The sequence below is a fragment of the Chryseobacterium sp. MHB01 genome (assembly GCF_034651565.1).
Taxonomy (GTDB): domain Bacteria; phylum Bacteroidota; class Bacteroidia; order Flavobacteriales; family Weeksellaceae; genus Chryseobacterium; species Chryseobacterium nepalense.
Genome location: NZ_JAYEDA010000001.1, coordinates 512427 through 529394 on the forward strand (window position 1 = coordinate 512427; position 16968 = coordinate 529394).

Sequence of the window (16968 nt, forward strand, 5' to 3'; positions counted from 1 at the left end):
TAAACATGCAAACATCTTTCGTCTACATTCTACATTGTTCAGACAATACCTATTACACGGGAGTTACAGAGAATGTTTATAAACGTTTCGATGAACATCAGGATGGTAAGTATTTCGGATCATATACCTATTCAAGGCGTCCGCTGCAATTGGTTTATTTTAATCAATTTACTGATATTCAACAAGCTATTATTTTTGAGAAAAGGATAAAAAAATGGTCACAGGCTAAGAAATTAGCTCTGATTGAAGGAAGGTATGAAGACTTACCTAACCTTGCAAAAAAGAAATTCACTAAGAAATAATGATTCTTTCGTCAGTTCGAGTGTTTTTCGCAGCGCAGCGGAGAAAAATGTATCTCGAACCGGTGAAGGTAGTAGCCTTGTGGTAATCACTTCTCGATACGCTTTTTCAAAGCTACTCGAAGTGACGTTGAGCATAATTTTAATAATAATGAATACTTCGTCAGTTCGAGTGTTTTTCAGAGCGAAGCGAAGAAAAATGTATCGAGAACCGTTGAACACGAGACATTTACGAGTAACTTCTCGATACGCTTTTTTCAAAAGCTACTCGAAGTGACGCTGAGCATAATTTTAATAATAATGAGTACTTCGTCAGTTCGAGTGTTTCACAGCAGGGCGAAGAAAAATGTATCGAGAACACAGATTGAAAAGACTTTTAGCCATAAACTTTTGATATGTTTTTCGAAAACTCCTCGAAGTGACATATAACAAAATCATCCCTTTCAAAACTGAAAGGGATGATTATTATTTAAATTTTATTAAAAATATTTTCTTAAAGATTCAGCGCTTTCTGATACGCATTTTCCAATCCGTCAAGATTTTTTCCTCCTGCTGTGGCAAAGCCCGGATTTCCGCCGCCGCCGCCCTGGATTTCTTTTGCCAAATCTTTAATCAAGGCTCCTGCCTGATAAATTCCTGCTAAATCATCAGAAACGCCAACGGTAATCATTGGTTTCCCGTCTGCGTCGGACAGAATAACCGTAATGGAAGTGGGGATTTCTTTCTTTAACTGGAAGACGATGTCTTTTACCGAACCGGCGTCCAAAGAAGTTCTTTTTACCAGAAGTAATTTATCACCTTTTTGCTCGTAAGCTCCTTTCCATTCGCCGATTTCTCCTTTTGCTTTTTCCTTTTTCATTGAGTCTACTTCAGACTTCAATACGGTATTTTCCTCAATTAATTTTTCAATAGAACGTACAACATCTTTTGATTTCAGCAACTGTGATATTTCGGCGATCTGTTTTTCAATATTTTTGAAATACTCTTCAGCTTTATCTCCGGAAATCGCTTCAATTCTTCTGATTCCTGCGGCTGCGGAACTTTCGGAAATGATTTTAAAATGTCCGATTTCGCTGGTGCTTTTCACATGGGTTCCTCCGCAAAGTTCCATAGAAGTTCCAAACTGAATCATTCTTACACTGTCGCCATACTTTTCCCCGAACAAAGCCATGGCACCTCTGTCCAGAGCTTCCTGGATCGGAATGTTTCTGAATTCCTGTAAAGCAATATTTTCTTTAATCTTTGCATTAACCTTTTCTTCTACTAAGGTTAATTCCTCCTCTGTCATTTTATTAAAATGAGAAAAGTCGAAACGCAGATAATCAGGACCAACGAATGAGCCTTTCTGCTCTACGTGGGTTCCCAGAACTTCTCTTAATGCTTCATGCAGTAAATGCGTTACCGAGTGGTTGGCCTGAGAATTTTTTCTTTCCGAAACATTTACTTTAGCATAGAAAACAGCGCCTGCATCTTTCGGAAGACCGTTGATTAAAGAAATAACCAATCCGTTTTCCTTTTTGGTTTCCAAAACTTCAAAGCTTTCGGTCGCATTTTCAAGAACGCCTTTGTCGCCTACCTGGCCTCCGCCTTCAGGATAAAAAGGAGATTCGCTTAAAACTACCTGGTAAAATTCTCCGTCCTTATTTTCTACTTTTCGGTATCTTGTAATATAGGTTTCAGATTCAAATTGATCATAACCTACAAAATTTTCAGGTTTTTCTTCCAACGTAACCCAATCATATACTTTTTGGGCAGAATCTGCTTTTGAACGTTTCTTTTGCTCATTTAAAGCTTGTTTAAAGCCTTCCTCATCGATGGTTAAACCTTTTTCTTCCGCAATAATTCTCGTTAAATCATCAGGGAAACCATAAGTATCATATAATTCAAAAACTTCTTCAGTTGGCAATACCTTCTGATTATTAGCAATCGTCTGCTGAATCAATTTTTCAACTCTTATCAATCCGTTTTCTATGGTTCTTAAGAATGATTCTTCTTCACTTTTGATAACTTCAGAAACCAGTTTTCCCTGTTTTTCAAGTTCAGGAAAGAAAGTTCCCATTTGCTCCTGTAAAACAGCAACCAATTGATAAAGGAAAGGTTCTTTCATTCCTAAGAAACGGTAAGAATAAGAAATTCCTCTTCTTAAGATTCTTCTGATCACATAACCTGCTCCTCCGTTGGAAGGCAGCTGTCCGTCAGCAATCGCAAACGAAACCGCTCTGATATGGTCTACCACCACGCGGATCGCAATATCTTTTTCGTCTTCTAAAATCCCGGTGTATTTTTTTCCTGAAAGTTCTTCAACTTTAGCAATTAAAGGAGTGAAAACATCAGTATCGTAATTGGAGGATTTTTCCTGAAGCGCCATACACAGACGTTCAAAGCCCATTCCCGTATCCACATGTTGTGCAGGAAGCTTTTCAAGGGTTTTGTCTGCTTTCCTGTTGAATTCCATGAAAACGAGATTCCATACTTCCACCACCTGCGGATGGTCGTTGTTCACCAGTTCTAATCCGGAAACTTTCGCTTTTTCTTCAGTACTTCTCAAATCAACATGGATTTCTGAGCACGGTCCGCACGGTCCGCTTTCTCCCATTTCCCAGAAATTGTCTTTTTTATTTCCATTGATAATTCTGTCTTCGGAAATGTGGGATTTCCAGAAATCATAAGCATCCTGATCTCTTTCAAGGTTTTCGGAAGCATCTCCTTCAAAAATGGTTACATATAGGTTTTCTTTAGGAATTCCATAGACTTCCGTAAGTAATTCCCAGGCAAAAGCAATAGCATCTTTTTTAAAATAATCTCCGAAAGACCAGTTTCCCAACATTTCAAACATGGTGTGGTGGTACGTATCACGGCCCACATCATCCAGGTCATTATGTTTCCCGGAAACCCGCAGACACTTCTGGGTATCGGCAATTCTCGGTGCGGTAGGAGTCTTGTAGCCCAGGAAAAAATCCTTGAACTGCGTCATCCCGGAATTGGAAAACATAAGTGTAGGGTCATCTTTCAGGACAATGGGTGCTGAAGGAACAATGAGGTGGCCTTTGCTTTTAAAATAATCTAAAAATTTTTGACGAATCTCTTGTGATGTCATAATTTATATTGCTTTGCTTTTTACAGTTTTTTGATAAGATGCAAATTTAAGGTTTTTAGGGGATTTAGGTTGAAATATTTGACACTTTTGCGAAGATTTGTTTTTAATGAGCAGGAAACGTTTCAGGAGCTTTTTCCCGCTTTCCGCTACAATTCCTCATTGCGCGGCTCCGACTTGGCCTGTCTTAAGCCTGGCAAGGCTCCGCCGCTCCATTGCGGGATTTTCACTGCAATCAGGGCTAGGCTGTAGTCATTCTATTAATTGGAGTGTGTAAGCTGTTGATAATTAAATCATAAATGTTAAGATCATGTATTCTTGTTTTCAATAATTTCCACAAAGCTTGTCATGCTGGAAGCATCTCAGCATAGTTGGTTTAATTGTTTAGATGCTTGACAGGATGACAATCACAAAAGCTAAAATGAATCCATAAAAAACGTTGCAGTGTATCGTCTTAACTTTATATATTCGTTTATTGTTAAAATATCTCAGGGATTTTAAATCTTCAAAACAAAAAGTTAGTATGACAAAAAACGAAACGTTCAAAGACTGGATAGAACAGTATTCTGCAGCGTTGATGAGAAGGGCAGTGTATCTGTTGTCCGATAAAGTTGAGGCGGAAGACATTGTTCAGGAAGTTTTTATTTCCGCTTTTTCGTCCTATGAATCTTTTGAAGGGAAAAGCCGGCCGCTTACCTGGCTGATGACTATTTTAAACAGAAAAGTTGCTGATTTTTACCGTAAGAAATATAAATCTGAACCCAATATTAAACTGGATCATTTTTTTGATGAAGACGGAGCCTGGAAAAACAATGATATTTTGAATGACTGGAATGCAGGCAATCAGGAAACACAATTGTTAGACAATGCAGAATTCAATAAAATCCTGGAGGAATGCCTGGAAGATCTGCCTTCCCGATGGAAAATTTCCATGAAATTGTATTACCTTGAAGAAAAAAAAGCGCCGGAAGTGAGTCAGGAACTTGATATTTCCACGACTAATTTATGGAAGATTCTGCAAAGAGGCAGGATGCAATTGAGAGAATGCCTGGAAATGAACTGGTTTGCCAATCAAAACTGATCTAAAAATGCTTAAAAAACTGATTCATATTATTTTTTTACCGTGCAGCGAAGCGACGATGCTCATGGAAAAACAGAATGCGGAAAATATTTCCCCAAAAGAAAACCGTAAGCTTTCCCTGCATCTTGCCATTTGTAAATGGTGCAGAGCCTACAAAGAAAAGCTGGAAATATTGGATAAAATGTTGAAAAGAAAGCTTTCGGATGAAAGTAATGTTGAAATTAATGATTCTGATATTCATAAGGTTAAAGAAAGAGCTCTGAAAAATTTAGATATTTCATAATAATTTGTCAGGATTTTGAAATGGTTCCGACTATACTTTTGAAAATAATAAAGTATTCAATCAAAATCTTAAAAAATGAATGGAACTGTACTAAAAATTGATAATGAAAACCTTATCGGAAAAACGGGGTACTATCTCTTCCTTTTCGGAACCGTCATTATTCTGCTGTGGATCGGAATTTTCAAATTCACGCCAACGGAAGCAAATGCCATAAAACCTTTGGTGGAAAACCATTTTCTTACTTTTTTCGTATATGATATTGTAAGCATTCAGGCAGTGTCTGATACTATCGGAGTTATAGAAATTATCATTGCATTGTTGTTACTGTTTAGTGTGAAATTTGCATCACTCAGAAAGTACGCCGCCACCGGAATGATTATTACCTTCCTGATAACGCTGAGCTATCTGTTTACGACTCCGGGAATCTGGAAAACAGTCGACGGAATTTTGATAACTGACTTCTTTATCGTAAAAGATATCATGCTTTTAGGATTTGGATTAATGATTTTAAATCTGAAAAAATGAAAAAAAATATAAAAATGAAGAACATATTGATTTTACTCGGCGTTGTGCTGGGAATAGCAGTATTTGCAACAAGCTGCGGAGATTCAAAAAAAATGAAGTCTGCTGAAACAAAAAAAGAAAATGGGACCATTATGGACAATAGAAATTTAAAAGAAGTGTATTTTGCAGGAGGATGCTTTTGGGGAACTGAACATTTTTTTCAACAGATTAGAGGTGTCGTTGGAACTGAAGTGGGATACGCGAATGGAAATAAAGAAAATCCTACTTATGAAGAAGTTGTAAGCCATACTACAGGTTTTGCAGAAACCGTAAAAGTGAAATATGATCCTGAAGAGGTTGATCTTACGCTTTTAATAGACCTTTATTTCAAAACCATTGATCCTACGAGTTTAAACAAACAGGGAAACGACAGGGGAGACCAGTACAGAACCGGAATTTATTCGACTGATAAAGAAACGGAAGCCATTGTAAAAGCCGAAGTGGCAAAATTGGCTAAAAATTATAGCAAACCGGTTCTTGTAGAGACTATTCCGCTTAAAAATTTCTATAAAGCCGAAGATTACCACCAGGATTACCTGGACAAAAATCCGGGCGGTTACTGTCACATTGAACCGGGATTATTTGAAATGGCGAGAAATGCGAATCCTCCAAAGAAAAAAGAAGTGAAATATCAGAAACAGGATAAAAAAGTTTTAAAAGAAAAACTGACTGCCGAACAATATAATGTAACCCAGGAAAACGGTACGGAAAGAGCTTTCCAGAATGAATACTGGGATGAAACGCGTGAAGGAATTTATGTGGATATCACTACCGGAGAGCCTTTGTTTATCTCTACTGATAAATTTGAATCCGGATGTGGATGGCCAAGTTTTTCAAAACCGATTACCAAAAAATTAGTTGAAGAAAAGCTGGACCGTTCCCACGGAATGACAAGGGTAGAGGTAAGGAGTAAAACAGGAGATGCTCATTTGGGACACGTTTTCAATGATGGTCCTGAAGATAAAGGCGGACTGCGTTACTGTATCAACAGTGCTTCTTTGAAATTTATCCCGAAAGCGGAAATGAAAGAAAAAGGATACGGCGAATATATCGCACTCCTTGACAAAAAATAAAAACTAGTGTTTTAAGTGAAGTGATTGAGGGGGCTGCCGAAAGGCAGTCCTTTCTTTTTTATTTCCGCGAGCTTATGGTGAAGAATCTACCTTGGATGTATTTGCAACCTTTCTTTAATACTGAACATGGAAATATTTAAAAATAAAAGAAATCCGAAAAAGATATAATAAGCTCCGTTTGGAAGTTTTGAGAGATTTTGAAAAATACTAAGATAATATTGTTTAAAATCGGGCTTTACCTCAACAAAAGTATAAATCGTGTCATGGCATAAAAGGCAGTCTATTTCTTCTTCTTCAGTTTTTGGACTTTTATAATTCACAGTGGCAAATACACTTCCTGTTTTTTGCAGATCCAATGCATACGTTTCATGTTTTGCAATGGCCATATCATTTAATAAAGAAACAAAGTCACCGTATGTATTATTTTTATCTAAAATAAATTCTATTCCGGTATCTTTTTCATTGCGTTTTTGAAGTGACTTAATTTCCGAAACATAAAATTTCGAATTTTCTTTAGCTTTTGAAGGATCAACTTTTATTTTTTTATAATCCCAGTTTCGTACGGATTCAAAACTAAGAGTACTATTGATTTTATCTACTGTTAATTTTGGGGGAAGCCAAATATCAACTACATTATATTTAGTTTTATCAATGTAGGGATTAATATAGTACCAAAATAAAACAGGTACAATCAAAGCGCTGATAAGCCCGGGGAAATAATATATCTTTTTCATGCAAATTTTTTTTTGAGTTGAAGATTTTCTTTAATGCTAAACATTGAAATATTTAAGAATAGCAAAAACCCAAAGATGATGTAATAAGTTTGGTTGGGAACATGATTGATGAAGGTCTCAGGTTTAAGAAAATTCAATGCAATTTTCTCTTCATAATTCTCGCCCCCTACAACGCCTCCACAAATATATTCTCTCTCTACAGCGTTCGGATCTTTGTACATATGGACCGCAAAGAAATGATTGGTTTTCTCCACGTCTACTCCGTAGGTTTCCTGCTTTGCCAGCTTCATGGCATCAATTAAGGCAATAAAATCCTGATAATTATTTTTATCTCCGATCACAAATTCAATTCCAGTTTCCTTTTCATTTCTTGCCTGAAGCTTTTTTAATTCCGAAACATAGTATTGCTGATTTTGCAGGGCCGTATTGGGCTGTACAACGATTTTCTTATAATTCCATTTTCGGTAGGGTTCAAAAGTATTCAGTGAATTTTCCATCCCTTTCTTTACTTTTGCAGGCAGTCCCAAATCCATGACGGTGTATGGTTCATGGGTTCTTTGGCTCCCGTAAAACCAAAATAAAATAGGAATAAGTAAAGCGCTGATGAGCCCGGGAACGTAATACATTCTCTTCATGCCATTAATTTTTATTAAATATAAATAAAACTTCAATAAAAATAAAAAAGTGATCCGAAAAACGAACCACTTTACTATTTAATGAATAAAATTCTAAACTTTGAATTTTTGAACTTTAAATCAGGATTTACCAGTCTCTTTTTCTTAAAATCCAGTACGATCCGACAATGAAGATGGCACACCAGACCAGACATGCGATCATGCTTTCCGTAGGGTAGTGGAATTCATATTTAAGGCCCATCATCTTTGCCATATTGAGCCTTATCATAGGATTAGGAATCAGGCTGGACATACTTTCCAATGGTAAAAGATGCGTAATAAAGAAATCATTCTGAAGCACTTCATTTCTCTGAGGCCCCTGCATTCCGCGCACTTTCATATATACTTCCACACCGGATAAAATACCTTCGCCGATCCAGAAGACAAAAAGAGCAAGAAAAACAAAAACCGATTTCCTCAACAAAATTGAAAGAAACATAAGGAAACAGAAGAACGTAAACAGCTTCACAAAATAATTTCCGATAAAGAAGATTTCTTCAAAAACCTTCGCAGATTCCGTCGTATTGGAGTATTTGTATCCCAGAAACATTGTGATCGCAAAAACAACTACCGTAGAAACTATAGTGAAAATACTGATGGTCAGCAATTTTGAAGAGATAAATTCTTTCCTGCTCAATCCATCAATTGTATTCTGTTTAAACATCCTGTTGCTGAACTCCTGCGAAATCGAAAAAACAATGATCAATCCCAGGAAAATTTTCAGCAAAGCCACAATCCATGTTGTGAAATTCCAGATTTCCGGGAAATTATAAATGCCCTGTTCTTTCAGATTGATCGTTCCTCCGAAAAGATCAAAATCGATCAGTCCGATGAAAAGCAAAGCAATAAGGATCGCAAAATACAGGATTGTAAAAATCTTGAATGGTCTGTAGTTCAGATTTTTATAATATTCTAGTTTAAATAATTTTATCATGATTATTTGGTGTTTTTTACAAGTTCAAGGAATTGAGATTCAAGAGAAAGCTTTTTCTTCGTTAAATGAGAAAGAAATATCCCCTGTTCGGCCAGCTTCTGGTTTAATGCGGACGCTGAAATAGATGCATCATCGCGGATCTGGGCTTTCAGGATATCACCATCCAGATTAACAGAAGTGAACCAACCTAAAGAATTCAATGCATTCAAAAGCAATGTATTGTTGTCTGCTTTCAGTTCAAAATAGCCATTGTTGGCCGTCATTTCATCCACTCTTCCGCAGTAGATGGAATTTCCTTCCTTCAGTACAATCACGTGGCTGCAGATTTTTTCAATTTCATCAAGTAAATGACTTGCAATAATAATGGTAATTCCCTGTTTTGCAATATTGCTGATGATCTCACGGATCTGGATAATTCCTTCCGGATCGAGACCATTCGTAGGCTCGTCCAGAATCATCACTTCCGGATTATTCAGCATTGCAGAAGCAATAGCCAAACGCTGTTTCATTCCCAGTGAAAAAGTTTTGAAAGTATCTTTTTTCCTCTCCAAAAGGCCTACCGTCTGAAGAACCTCATCAACTCTGTTGTAAGGAGTGCCTTTAATTTCAGCCACTATTTTCAGATTGGTTTCCGCGCTCAGGTAAGGATAAAAATTAGGCTGTTCGATGATGGCACCTATTTTTTTGAGCGTGTCCGGATCGGTTCCTTTTTTGCAAACCAATACCAGTCACCGCTTGTAGGGTTAATAGTGGAGAGAAGCATTCCGAAGGTGGTAGACTTTCCGCTTCCGTTGGGGCCGAGTAAACCGTACACATTCCCCTTTTCTACATCAAAAGAAATATTGTTCACCACAACTCTCTTGAATTTCTTAGTAAGATTCTTTACTGACAGAATTTTTTCCATGTAATTTGTTTTACATAGTAGTAGTCTGTTTAAAAAATCATTTGTTACAGTTTTATCCTAAATCAATTTAAATTTAATTTCAAATACGCTATTTTTGGTATTAAATCTGTTTAAATTAATTTAAAATTAACAACAAAATGGAAATCTGCTATACTAAAATTCAAAAGCTGTTTAAAAATCTGTTATCCGGATTTATGAGTTTTTTATCATTGGTGCAGACGTTAGTATTTCATCAAATCTTTATTTCTTGTTGTTAAAAATAAATGTTTAAAAAAGTTTAGTAATAATTGAATCTTTATGAAATTAGTTGATTTGGCAAAAGAACTGAATGTTTCCGCGGAAGCAATAAAACAGTTTATTCAGGATTTCGATCTTGACCTCATAGATTGTATCAGTATCAATTTTGAAATAAAAAAAGACTTTGAAAAGTTTGTCCGTGAAAACATCGAGTTTCTAAGGCTTTACGAAAAAGACCTTGACAAAACCAAAACCCTGGAGCAGATTGCTGAAAAGATCAATCAGCCTAAAGAAGAGGTGGAGAAAGTAATCAAAGAAGCAGATCCTAATATTTTTGATAACGGTTTTTTTAAATCTTCGGTGTCCAGCTACGGCATTGATAACAGATTGGGAGGTAATTACAAATTTGTGTATGATTATTTCGGGCACAAAACAAGTCTGCAGAAAAGAGATTTTATCGGGTACAGGGATTTGTTCTTCCATATTTCCACTGTTCTGGAACCTTTCCTTAATCCGCAGCAGATCAAAGACTGGGGAATCAATAAGCCCGCAGGGATTATTTTATACGGTCCTCCCGGAAGCGGAAAAATTTTCTGGGCCAACAAAATTGCAGAAATTATCGGGTATCAATTTAAGGAAGTAAAAAAACATTATCTCGGAACTTCTTTTGTGAACGGAAATCAAACCAATTTTAATGACTTTCTCATAGCAATGATGAAGGAAGAAAAAGTTCTCCTGTTCATGGAAGATTTTGATAATATTATGATGGCCAGAAAAGCTGAAAACAACGTTGCTTCCTGTAATCTTGAAACTCAGGAGATTATTCTGCATTATATTTCAAAATTTGAACAGGAAGAACTGCTGATGGTAGGTTCTGCCAATTCTGTTTCCGAAATCGATGAAGAAATTCTGGCTCCCGGAAGATTTGATGTGATGATTCCTGTTTTTCCTCCAAATCTTGCGGAAAGGTCAGAAATTATACTGTATGCGATGACCAGAAACCTCGAGAAAGATTCTCTTTTATTTAAAATCCTGAAAAACAACAAAGCCGATAAAATTCCTTTCTGGCATACCATCTCCTCTCAAATGAAGGTGTTCAGCAATACCATGCTGATCGATTTTACACAAAGTCTTAAAAAAAGAATTAAAAATCTCTACCAGAAAACCAGAAATGAAAATCTTAAGATCGATCAGAATCTTCTGAAAGCTGCTCTCCGGGATTCAGCAGGAAAGCTGACGGAAGAATACCTGGACCAGATCGCCAGATTTTTAACAGATGTTATTGTTAATAATTTTGACCAGTTCCAGAACAGAGTTAAAGATCTTAAATCTGAGCTCGATGCATACAGAGTGGTGGAAGAACCTAGAAGAGTCATCGGGTTTGCTCATAATGAAGAGGAAGATAAAGATGCGGGCCCAAAAAAGATTTAGGAATTCTTAATTCATCTTTATTAAAAAAATAAGATTAGAATTAATTGAAAATAAATTTCCGATTTTATGAATTCATAAACAAGGAATAAAAATTTCCTATTTTTGCAAAAAAAAAAATCGTGATAAACAACGACCAGATAAAAGAAATTCAGTCAAGAATTGACGACCTCCATAAATATCTTCAGATCGATAAAAAGAAGATTGAAATTGCGAATGATGACGAAAAAACCGCAGCTCCTGAATTCTGGAACAACCCGAAAGAAGCCGAAGCATTCCTGAAGCAACTCCGCTCCAAGAAAAAATGGGTAGAGGCTTATGAAGAAATTAATACTCAGTTTGAAGACCTGCAGGTGTTGATGGATTTTGCCAGAGAAGATCCCGATTCTGAAAAAGAGCTTGATGAAACTTTTCCTCAATTAGTGGAGAAAATCGAAGATCTTGAATTCAAAAATATGCTTTCTAATGAAGGCGACGAGCTTTCTGCAGTACTACAGATTACAGCCGGAGCCGGAGGAACCGAAAGCTGCGACTGGGCTTCCATGCTGATGAGAATGTACACCATGTGGGCGGAAAAACAGGGCTATAAAATCCGTGAACTGAACTTTCAGGAGGGCGATGTTGCAGGTGTAAAAACGGTAACGCTTGAAATTGACGGCGAATTTGCCTTCGGGTATTTGCGAGGAGAAAACGGTGTTCATCGTCTGGTAAGGATTTCACCTTTCGATTCCAATGCTAAAAGACATACCAGTTTCGTTTCGGTGTATGTTTATCCTTTGGTAGATGATACGATAGAAATCAACATCAATCCTGCAGATATTTCCTTTGAAACGATGAGGTCTTCCGGAGCAGGTGGACAGAACGTAAACAAGGTGGAAACAGCCGTTCGTCTCCGTCACGCACCAACAGGAATTATCATTGAAAACTCCGAATCCCGTTCTCAGCTTCAGAACAAAGAGAAGGCGATGCAGTTGCTTCGTTCCAGATTATATGAAATGGAGCTTGAAGAAAGAATGAAAGCCAGAAATGAGATTGAAGCCAATAAAATGAAAATTGAGTGGGGAAGCCAGATCCGGAATTATGTGATGCATCCTTATAAACTGGTAAAAGATGTGCGTTCCGGATATGAAACTTCGGATGTGGATTCTGTAATGAACGGAAATCTTACGCCATTCCTGAAAGCATTTCTCATGGCCGATGGAACCGCAGTTTCTGATGATGATATGGACTTGTAAAAGTCATGTTTAAATTTCGTTAAAATCTTATAATAAATTTCGGAATGACGTTTATTAATCCTATTTTTGTTACTTATCAAAATGTATGGAAGACTTCACTAATTGGAAAGATTTATTAAATCCTGAGTTTTATATTAAGCTTGGCGGATTTTGGCTTATTCTGTTTATTATTTTTGCTGAAACAGGTCTTTTTGTAGGATTTTTCTTACCGGGAGATTCACTTCTTTTTGTTTCGGGGATTTATTCAATTGACATTATTAGTGCAACGTTCGGATCTACAGGAAATGATTTCTTAGATACATTTATTCTGGCCTCTTCTGTAGCACTTGCCGCGATTATAGGAAATGAAGTAGGTTATTATTTTGGAAGAAAGGCAGGTTCTGCCTTATATAAGAAGGAAGACACATGGTTGTTTAAAAAAAAATATCTGTATCAGGCTCATGATTTTTTCGAGAAAAATGGAGCATTAGCCATCATCATGGCAAGATTCCTGCCGGTAGTGAGAACGTTTACACCCATTGTTGCCGGAATCGTAAAAATGGATAAAAAGGATTTCTTAAGAGATAATATCATTGGCGCAGTACTATGGTCTTTCTTACTGATCTTTGCAGGACATTATCTTGATAAGCTTTTCATTGATCAGTTCGGAATCGATTTGAAGAAAAAACTTGAACTCATTATTATTGTTATTGTTCTGATTACAACAGTACCGGTAATCCTGAAATTTTTATTCGGCAAGAAACAGGATTTTTCAAAATATGAAAATCATAAATTTGATGAAGACGAAGAATAATTTCATTCAAATTAAATAATACAAGCCTGCTCAAAAAAGCGGGCTTTTTTATGCATAAGATAAAATGCAAGTAAAATGCAAGTGGAAGAAATTTAAATCAATTGAAACGTTGTTTTTATCAATTAACCATCAACCATCAACCATCAACTATCAACCATTATCAATCATCACTCATCGATTATTACCCATTACTCATTACTCATTTTTGTTGAATCCATTCCAGAATATTCGGATAAATTAGGGTGTCTCTTTTTTTCTTGTTGAAAAATCTTGGGGCATGTCCCGTATTTTTCATAAAGACCAGTTTGTGCAGAATTTTCCGGGCGGTTAAAGCCGAATCAAGAGCAAGTCCCTGTTTTTTATTCACCAGAAAGTCCTGGTTACCCTGGAAAATCAGAGTCGGAACATCAGAAACATTAGCTATCGGACTGGCCTTTTTGAATTCCTCCGACATATTTTTCCTGTGAAATTTTTTTCCTACAACAGCCTGAAGCGTAGGGGAAGAATATTTGGAATAGAACGAATTCAGATATTCAGCAGAATAAAAATCGGTAGGAGCACTCATGGAAATAATTTTCCGGATCTGTTCGGGATTCTTGTATCCGTACAATAAAGCAAGATGGCCGCCCGCGCTTTCACCCAAAAGAATATAATTGTTTGGCTGTAGCTCTGCTTTTTCCGCCAGTTCATTGAACTTGGTGATAACTGTATTGATATCTTCCAGCTGTTCCCGGTAGGTGATTTTTTTTGATTTTGAAACCAGCCTGTAATTCATATTGATGCTCGGAATATTATGATTAAAAAGCATTTTCTGAATGTGGATCATATGCTCTTTTTTTCCATATTTCCAGGCCCCTCCGTGAATCAATAAGACAACCGGAGCATCATTGGGATAATCCGAAGGAAGGAAAACATCCATTTTTTGCCTTTTATTTTCACCGTACTTGAGATTGTATATTTTCTGTTCATTATTGGTTCCTACCCAGACTCTGAATTTTGTATTGCATGACTGTAATACAAAGCTGATTAATCCCAGAACGAAAAAATGATAATTAAGAATCAGCTTTTTCATAGGTTAAAAATAAGGAAAAAATAAACTAATAAGCAGCAGGGAGAACATGATTCTACTCACAGTTAAAGCTTTCTGTCTTGAATTTGGGTCTTTTAGATTCACCATTGAGTATAAAAGACTGGTTGTTGAACCTTTTAGCTTCATCATTGAGCCTTTTTGCCTGGAATTTGAAGCTTTTAGGCTTATCCGCGAGTATAAAAGGGTGATCTTTGAACCTTTTTGCCTCATCATTGAACCTTTTTGCCTGAAATTTGAACCTAAAAGGCTCGTTTTATTATTTAACTCATGAATTTGACAATTGTTCGTTTTCAACGGCATGGTTTTAAATGTATATTTAAATTCTTTCCAAAACCTTGATCAATTCTATAACAAGTCAAATTAAATAATTATTTTTGTTTAACAATTATTAAAAAAATATTAAAATTTATGGCATCTGGTTTTTTTGCTATTTTGGATGACATCGCAGCTCTGATGGACGATGTAGCGGTAACGAGTAAAATTGCGACTCAAAAGACAGCAGGAATTCTGGGGGACGACCTGGCAGTAAATGCCGAAAAGGCAACCGGATTTCTTTCATCCCGCGAACTTCCGGTATTGTGGGCTATCACTAAAGGTTCTTTTGTCAATAAGTTAATCATTTTACCGATTGTATTTTTACTGAACTGGTTATACGCTCCGGCGATTAACTATGTGCTGATTCTCGGGGGGCTGTATCTTTCTTTTGAAGGCATGGAAAAAATTATTGAATTTTTATTCCACCGTGATAAAAAAGGTCATGAAGTAGAGAAGGAAGTTGAAGACACAAAAGGGCAGAGCCCGGAAGAAATTGAAAAAGCCAAAGTAAAATCAGCCATAACCACAGATTTTATTTTATCCATTGAGATCGTTATCATTGCGCTGGGAACGGTATTGGAAGAAAGTCATCCTTTTATCACGCAAATTCTTGTAACAAGTCTGGTTGCATTTATTGCTACGGTAGGGGTGTATGGAATTGTTGCTTTAATTGTAAGAATGGACGATGCCGGATTCAAATTGATCAAGAAAAGTAATGATAAAGGATTTTTTGGAAAGCTGGGACATTTTTTGGTAAAAGCTTTACCAATTGTCATCAAAGGATTGGGAATCATTGGTACTGTTGCTCTGATTCTTGTAGCCGGAGGAATTTTTGCACACAGAATCGATTATTTTCACCATCTGTTTCCAACGTGGCCTTCTATCCTTAAGGAACTTGTTTTCGGATTAGGTGGCGGGTTGCTTGCAGTAGCTCTTTTTACTGCCGGAAAAGGAATTTATTCGCTGGCTTTTAAAAGGAAATAGTTTATAATAAAATTCATTTTTCTTTATCGGCGGCTTCTGCGAAGCCGCCGATAAAGAAACTAAAAAAGAGGCTTAAAGCCTCTTTTTTATTATATATTAGTTGAACAAGTCTTTCACCTTATCAAAAAAAGTTTTTTCTTTTCCGGATGGCTCAGCAACCATTTCACCGCTGTTCATCTGTTTTTCAAAGAAATCTTTCTGTTCTTTAGTAAGCTTTTGCGGAGTCCAGACATTGATATGGATAAACATATCGCCCTTTCCGTAACTGTCGATGCTTGGAAGGCCTTTTCCTGCTAATCTGAGGATTTTTCCGGATTGCGTTCCGGCATCGATGGTAATTTTCACCTTTCCGCCAACAGTCGGTACTTCTTTTTTTGTTCCCAAGGCTGCTTCAGCAAAAGAAATATACAATTCCTGGTGAAGATTATCACCTTCTCTTTTGATGGTTTTATCAACCTCTTCTTCAATAATTACCAAAAGATCACCAGGAATACCGCCGAAAGGCGCATCATTTCCTTTACCTCTTACATTAAGCTGGATACCGTCTCTCGCTCCGGCAGGGATATTAATGGTAACTTCTTCTTCGTCCTTGATAAGTCCCTGTGCATTGGCACCGGCCGGAATTTTATCAGCAACTTTACCGATTCCCTGACAGGTTCCGCAGGTAGTCTGCGTCTGCATCTGTCCGAACATCGTATTCATGACTTTCAGCTGAACTCCCGAACCGCCGCAGGTAGGACACGTTTTTGAAGTCGCCCCTTCAGCAAACTTCATTTTCTTTACTTTGATGGTCTTCTGCGTTCCGTTCACCATTTCATCAAGATTCAGCTTGATTCTGATTCGTAAATTGGAACCTTTAACCTGCTGACGTCCGCCTCCGCCACCAAAACCTCCGAAACCGCCCCCGAAAATATCTCCGAACTGACTGAAAATATCTTCCATGTTCATTCCGCCGCCAAAGCCGCCGCCTCCGAAACCACCGTTTCCGCCAACTCCCGCATGTCCGAATTGGTCATATCTGGCACGTTTCTGTTCGTCGCTCAGTACTTCGTAAGCTTCTGCAGCTTCCTTGAATTTTTCTTCAGCATCTTTATCGCCCGGATTTTTATCAGGGTGATATTTGATGGCCATTTTACGGTATGCTTTCTTTATCTCGTCGGCTGATGCAGATTTGCTGATCTCAAGAACCTCGTAATAATCTCTTTTTGACATCTCTTTTCTATAATTGATTATTGATAAATGATAA

At 37.1% G+C, this 16968-nt stretch carries 15 protein-coding genes and 1 pseudogene; 9 read left to right on the forward strand and 7 right to left on the reverse strand.

Annotated features, from left to right (window positions below; all coding sequences use genetic code 11):
* Nucleotides 1-5: 5 nt before the first annotated feature.
* Entirely contained in the window at nucleotides 6-302 is a 297-nt protein-coding gene (locus U9K52_RS02435) for a GIY-YIG nuclease family protein (RefSeq protein ID WP_263603715.1), read from the forward strand.
* Nucleotides 303-792: 490 nt separating this feature from the next.
* Here the strand turns inward: U9K52_RS02435 and alaS are convergent, their stop codons facing one another.
* Nucleotides 793-3396 (reverse strand): alanine--tRNA ligase, encoded by a 2604-nt coding sequence (alaS, locus tag U9K52_RS02440; protein WP_322925075.1) that lies wholly within the window; start codon nucleotides 3394-3396, stop codon nucleotides 793-795.
* 520 nt (nucleotides 3397-3916) lie between these two features.
* On the opposite strand from alaS, the gene U9K52_RS02445 reads away from it, so the two are divergent.
* The 4 genes from U9K52_RS02445 (at nucleotide 3917) to msrB (ending at nucleotide 6394) form a co-directional block, all read left to right on the forward strand.
* A complete protein-coding gene (locus U9K52_RS02445; protein ID WP_263603713.1) occupies nucleotides 3917-4474 on the forward strand; it encodes a sigma-70 family RNA polymerase sigma factor in 558 nt (185 codons plus the stop codon).
* Nucleotides 4475-4481: 7 nt separating this feature from the next.
* Nucleotides 4482-4757 carry a hypothetical protein gene (locus tag U9K52_RS02450; protein WP_322925077.1) on the forward strand — a complete coding sequence of 92 codons (276 nt, stop codon included), beginning with the start codon at nucleotides 4482-4484 and terminating at the stop codon, nucleotides 4755-4757.
* A gap of 75 nt (nucleotides 4758-4832) precedes the next feature.
* Nucleotides 4833-5282, forward strand: a complete 450-nt coding sequence (locus U9K52_RS02455; RefSeq protein WP_322925079.1) for a DUF417 family protein — start codon at nucleotides 4833-4835, stop codon at nucleotides 5280-5282.
* Nucleotides 5283-5296: 14 nt separating this feature from the next.
* The gene (gene msrB / locus U9K52_RS02460; RefSeq protein ID WP_416232849.1) at nucleotides 5297-6394 is read left to right on the forward strand and encodes a peptide-methionine (R)-S-oxide reductase MsrB; all 1098 of its coding nucleotides are present in this window, start codon (nucleotides 5297-5299) and stop codon (nucleotides 6392-6394) included.
* Between the two features lie 86 nt (nucleotides 6395-6480).
* On the opposite strand, the gene U9K52_RS02465 is transcribed toward msrB, so the two are convergent.
* From U9K52_RS02465 to U9K52_RS02480, 4 genes and pseudogenes are all read right to left on the reverse strand, one after another.
* Entirely contained in the window at nucleotides 6481-7128 is a 648-nt protein-coding gene (locus tag U9K52_RS02465; protein WP_322925083.1) for a hypothetical protein, read from the reverse strand.
* Complete coding sequence (locus U9K52_RS02470; RefSeq protein WP_322925085.1) at nucleotides 7125-7763, reverse strand: hypothetical protein; 639 nt, start codon at nucleotides 7761-7763, stop codon at nucleotides 7125-7127. The genes U9K52_RS02465 and U9K52_RS02470 overlap by 4 nt, the downstream gene beginning before the upstream one ends.
* Nucleotides 7764-7890: 127 nt before the next feature.
* Entirely contained in the window at nucleotides 7891-8736 is an 846-nt protein-coding gene (locus U9K52_RS02475; RefSeq protein WP_263603707.1) for an ABC transporter permease, read from the reverse strand.
* 2 nt (nucleotides 8737-8738) lie between these two features.
* A pseudogene (locus U9K52_RS02480) lies at nucleotides 8739-9640 on the reverse strand (ABC transporter ATP-binding protein).
* Between the two features lie 297 nt (nucleotides 9641-9937).
* Between U9K52_RS02480 and U9K52_RS02490 the strand changes: the two are divergent.
* The 3 genes from U9K52_RS02490 to U9K52_RS02500 all read left to right on the forward strand — a co-directional run bounded on the left by U9K52_RS02490 (nucleotide 9938) and on the right by U9K52_RS02500 (nucleotide 13333).
* Nucleotides 9938-11308 (forward strand): AAA family ATPase, encoded by a 1371-nt coding sequence (locus U9K52_RS02490; RefSeq protein ID WP_248392077.1) that lies wholly within the window; start codon nucleotides 9938-9940, stop codon nucleotides 11306-11308.
* A gap of 119 nt (nucleotides 11309-11427) precedes the next feature.
* Entirely contained in the window at nucleotides 11428-12540 is a 1113-nt protein-coding gene (gene prfB, locus U9K52_RS02495; protein WP_322925093.1) for a peptide chain release factor 2, read from the forward strand.
* An 85-nt stretch (nucleotides 12541-12625) separates the two neighbouring features.
* Nucleotides 12626-13333: a DedA family protein gene (locus U9K52_RS02500; protein WP_248392081.1), complete on the forward strand. Its 708-nt coding sequence runs from the start codon at nucleotides 12626-12628 to the stop codon at nucleotides 13331-13333.
* A gap of 199 nt (nucleotides 13334-13532) precedes the next feature.
* On the opposite strand, the gene U9K52_RS02505 is transcribed toward U9K52_RS02500, so the two are convergent.
* Nucleotides 13533-14405: an alpha/beta hydrolase gene (locus U9K52_RS02505; RefSeq protein ID WP_263603705.1), complete on the reverse strand. Its 873-nt coding sequence runs from the start codon at nucleotides 14403-14405 to the stop codon at nucleotides 13533-13535.
* Nucleotides 14406-14831: 426 nt separating this feature from the next.
* On the opposite strand from U9K52_RS02505, the gene U9K52_RS02510 reads away from it, so the two are divergent.
* The gene (locus U9K52_RS02510) at nucleotides 14832-15722 is read left to right on the forward strand and encodes a DUF808 domain-containing protein (protein WP_248392085.1); all 891 of its coding nucleotides are present in this window, start codon (nucleotides 14832-14834) and stop codon (nucleotides 15720-15722) included.
* A gap of 96 nt (nucleotides 15723-15818) precedes the next feature.
* Here the strand turns inward: U9K52_RS02510 and dnaJ are convergent, their stop codons facing one another.
* A complete protein-coding gene (gene dnaJ / locus U9K52_RS02515; protein WP_248392087.1) occupies nucleotides 15819-16934 on the reverse strand; it encodes a molecular chaperone DnaJ in 1116 nt (371 codons plus the stop codon).
* Between the last annotated feature and the right edge of the window lie 34 nt (nucleotides 16935-16968).

What these genes read in the sequence shown, in the direction of transcription:
- U9K52_RS02465 (WP_322925083.1), bottom strand. Translation starts at nt 7,128, where the DNA reads ATGAAAAAGATATATTATTTCCCCGGGCTTATCAGCGCTTTGATTGTA.
- msrB (WP_416232849.1), top strand. Translation starts at nt 5,297, where the DNA reads ATGAAGAACATATTGATTTTACTCGGCGTTGTGCTGGGAATAGCAGTA.
- U9K52_RS02490 (WP_248392077.1), top strand. Translation starts at nt 9,938, where the DNA reads ATGAAATTAGTTGATTTGGCAAAAGAACTGAATGTTTCCGCGGAAGCA.
- U9K52_RS02505 (WP_263603705.1), bottom strand. Translation starts at nt 14,405, where the DNA reads ATGAAAAAGCTGATTCTTAATTATCATTTTTTCGTTCTGGGATTAATC.
- U9K52_RS02500 (WP_248392081.1), top strand. Translation starts at nt 12,626, where the DNA reads ATGGAAGACTTCACTAATTGGAAAGATTTATTAAATCCTGAGTTTTAT.
- alaS (WP_322925075.1), bottom strand. Translation starts at nt 3,396, where the DNA reads ATGACATCACAAGAGATTCGTCAAAAATTTTTAGATTATTTTAAAAGC.
- U9K52_RS02470 (WP_322925085.1), bottom strand. Translation starts at nt 7,763, where the DNA reads ATGAAGAGAATGTATTACGTTCCCGGGCTCATCAGCGCTTTACTTATT.
- U9K52_RS02475 (WP_263603707.1), bottom strand. Translation starts at nt 8,736, where the DNA reads ATGATAAAATTATTTAAACTAGAATATTATAAAAATCTGAACTACAGA.
- U9K52_RS02435 (WP_263603715.1), top strand. Translation starts at nt 6, where the DNA reads ATGCAAACATCTTTCGTCTACATTCTACATTGTTCAGACAATACCTAT.
- U9K52_RS02445 (WP_263603713.1), top strand. Translation starts at nt 3,917, where the DNA reads ATGACAAAAAACGAAACGTTCAAAGACTGGATAGAACAGTATTCTGCA.
- U9K52_RS02450 (WP_322925077.1), top strand. Translation starts at nt 4,482, where the DNA reads ATGCTTAAAAAACTGATTCATATTATTTTTTTACCGTGCAGCGAAGCG.
- dnaJ (WP_248392087.1), bottom strand. Translation starts at nt 16,934, where the DNA reads ATGTCAAAAAGAGATTATTACGAGGTTCTTGAGATCAGCAAATCTGCA.
- U9K52_RS02455 (WP_322925079.1), top strand. Translation starts at nt 4,833, where the DNA reads ATGAATGGAACTGTACTAAAAATTGATAATGAAAACCTTATCGGAAAA.
- U9K52_RS02510 (WP_248392085.1), top strand. Translation starts at nt 14,832, where the DNA reads ATGGCATCTGGTTTTTTTGCTATTTTGGATGACATCGCAGCTCTGATG.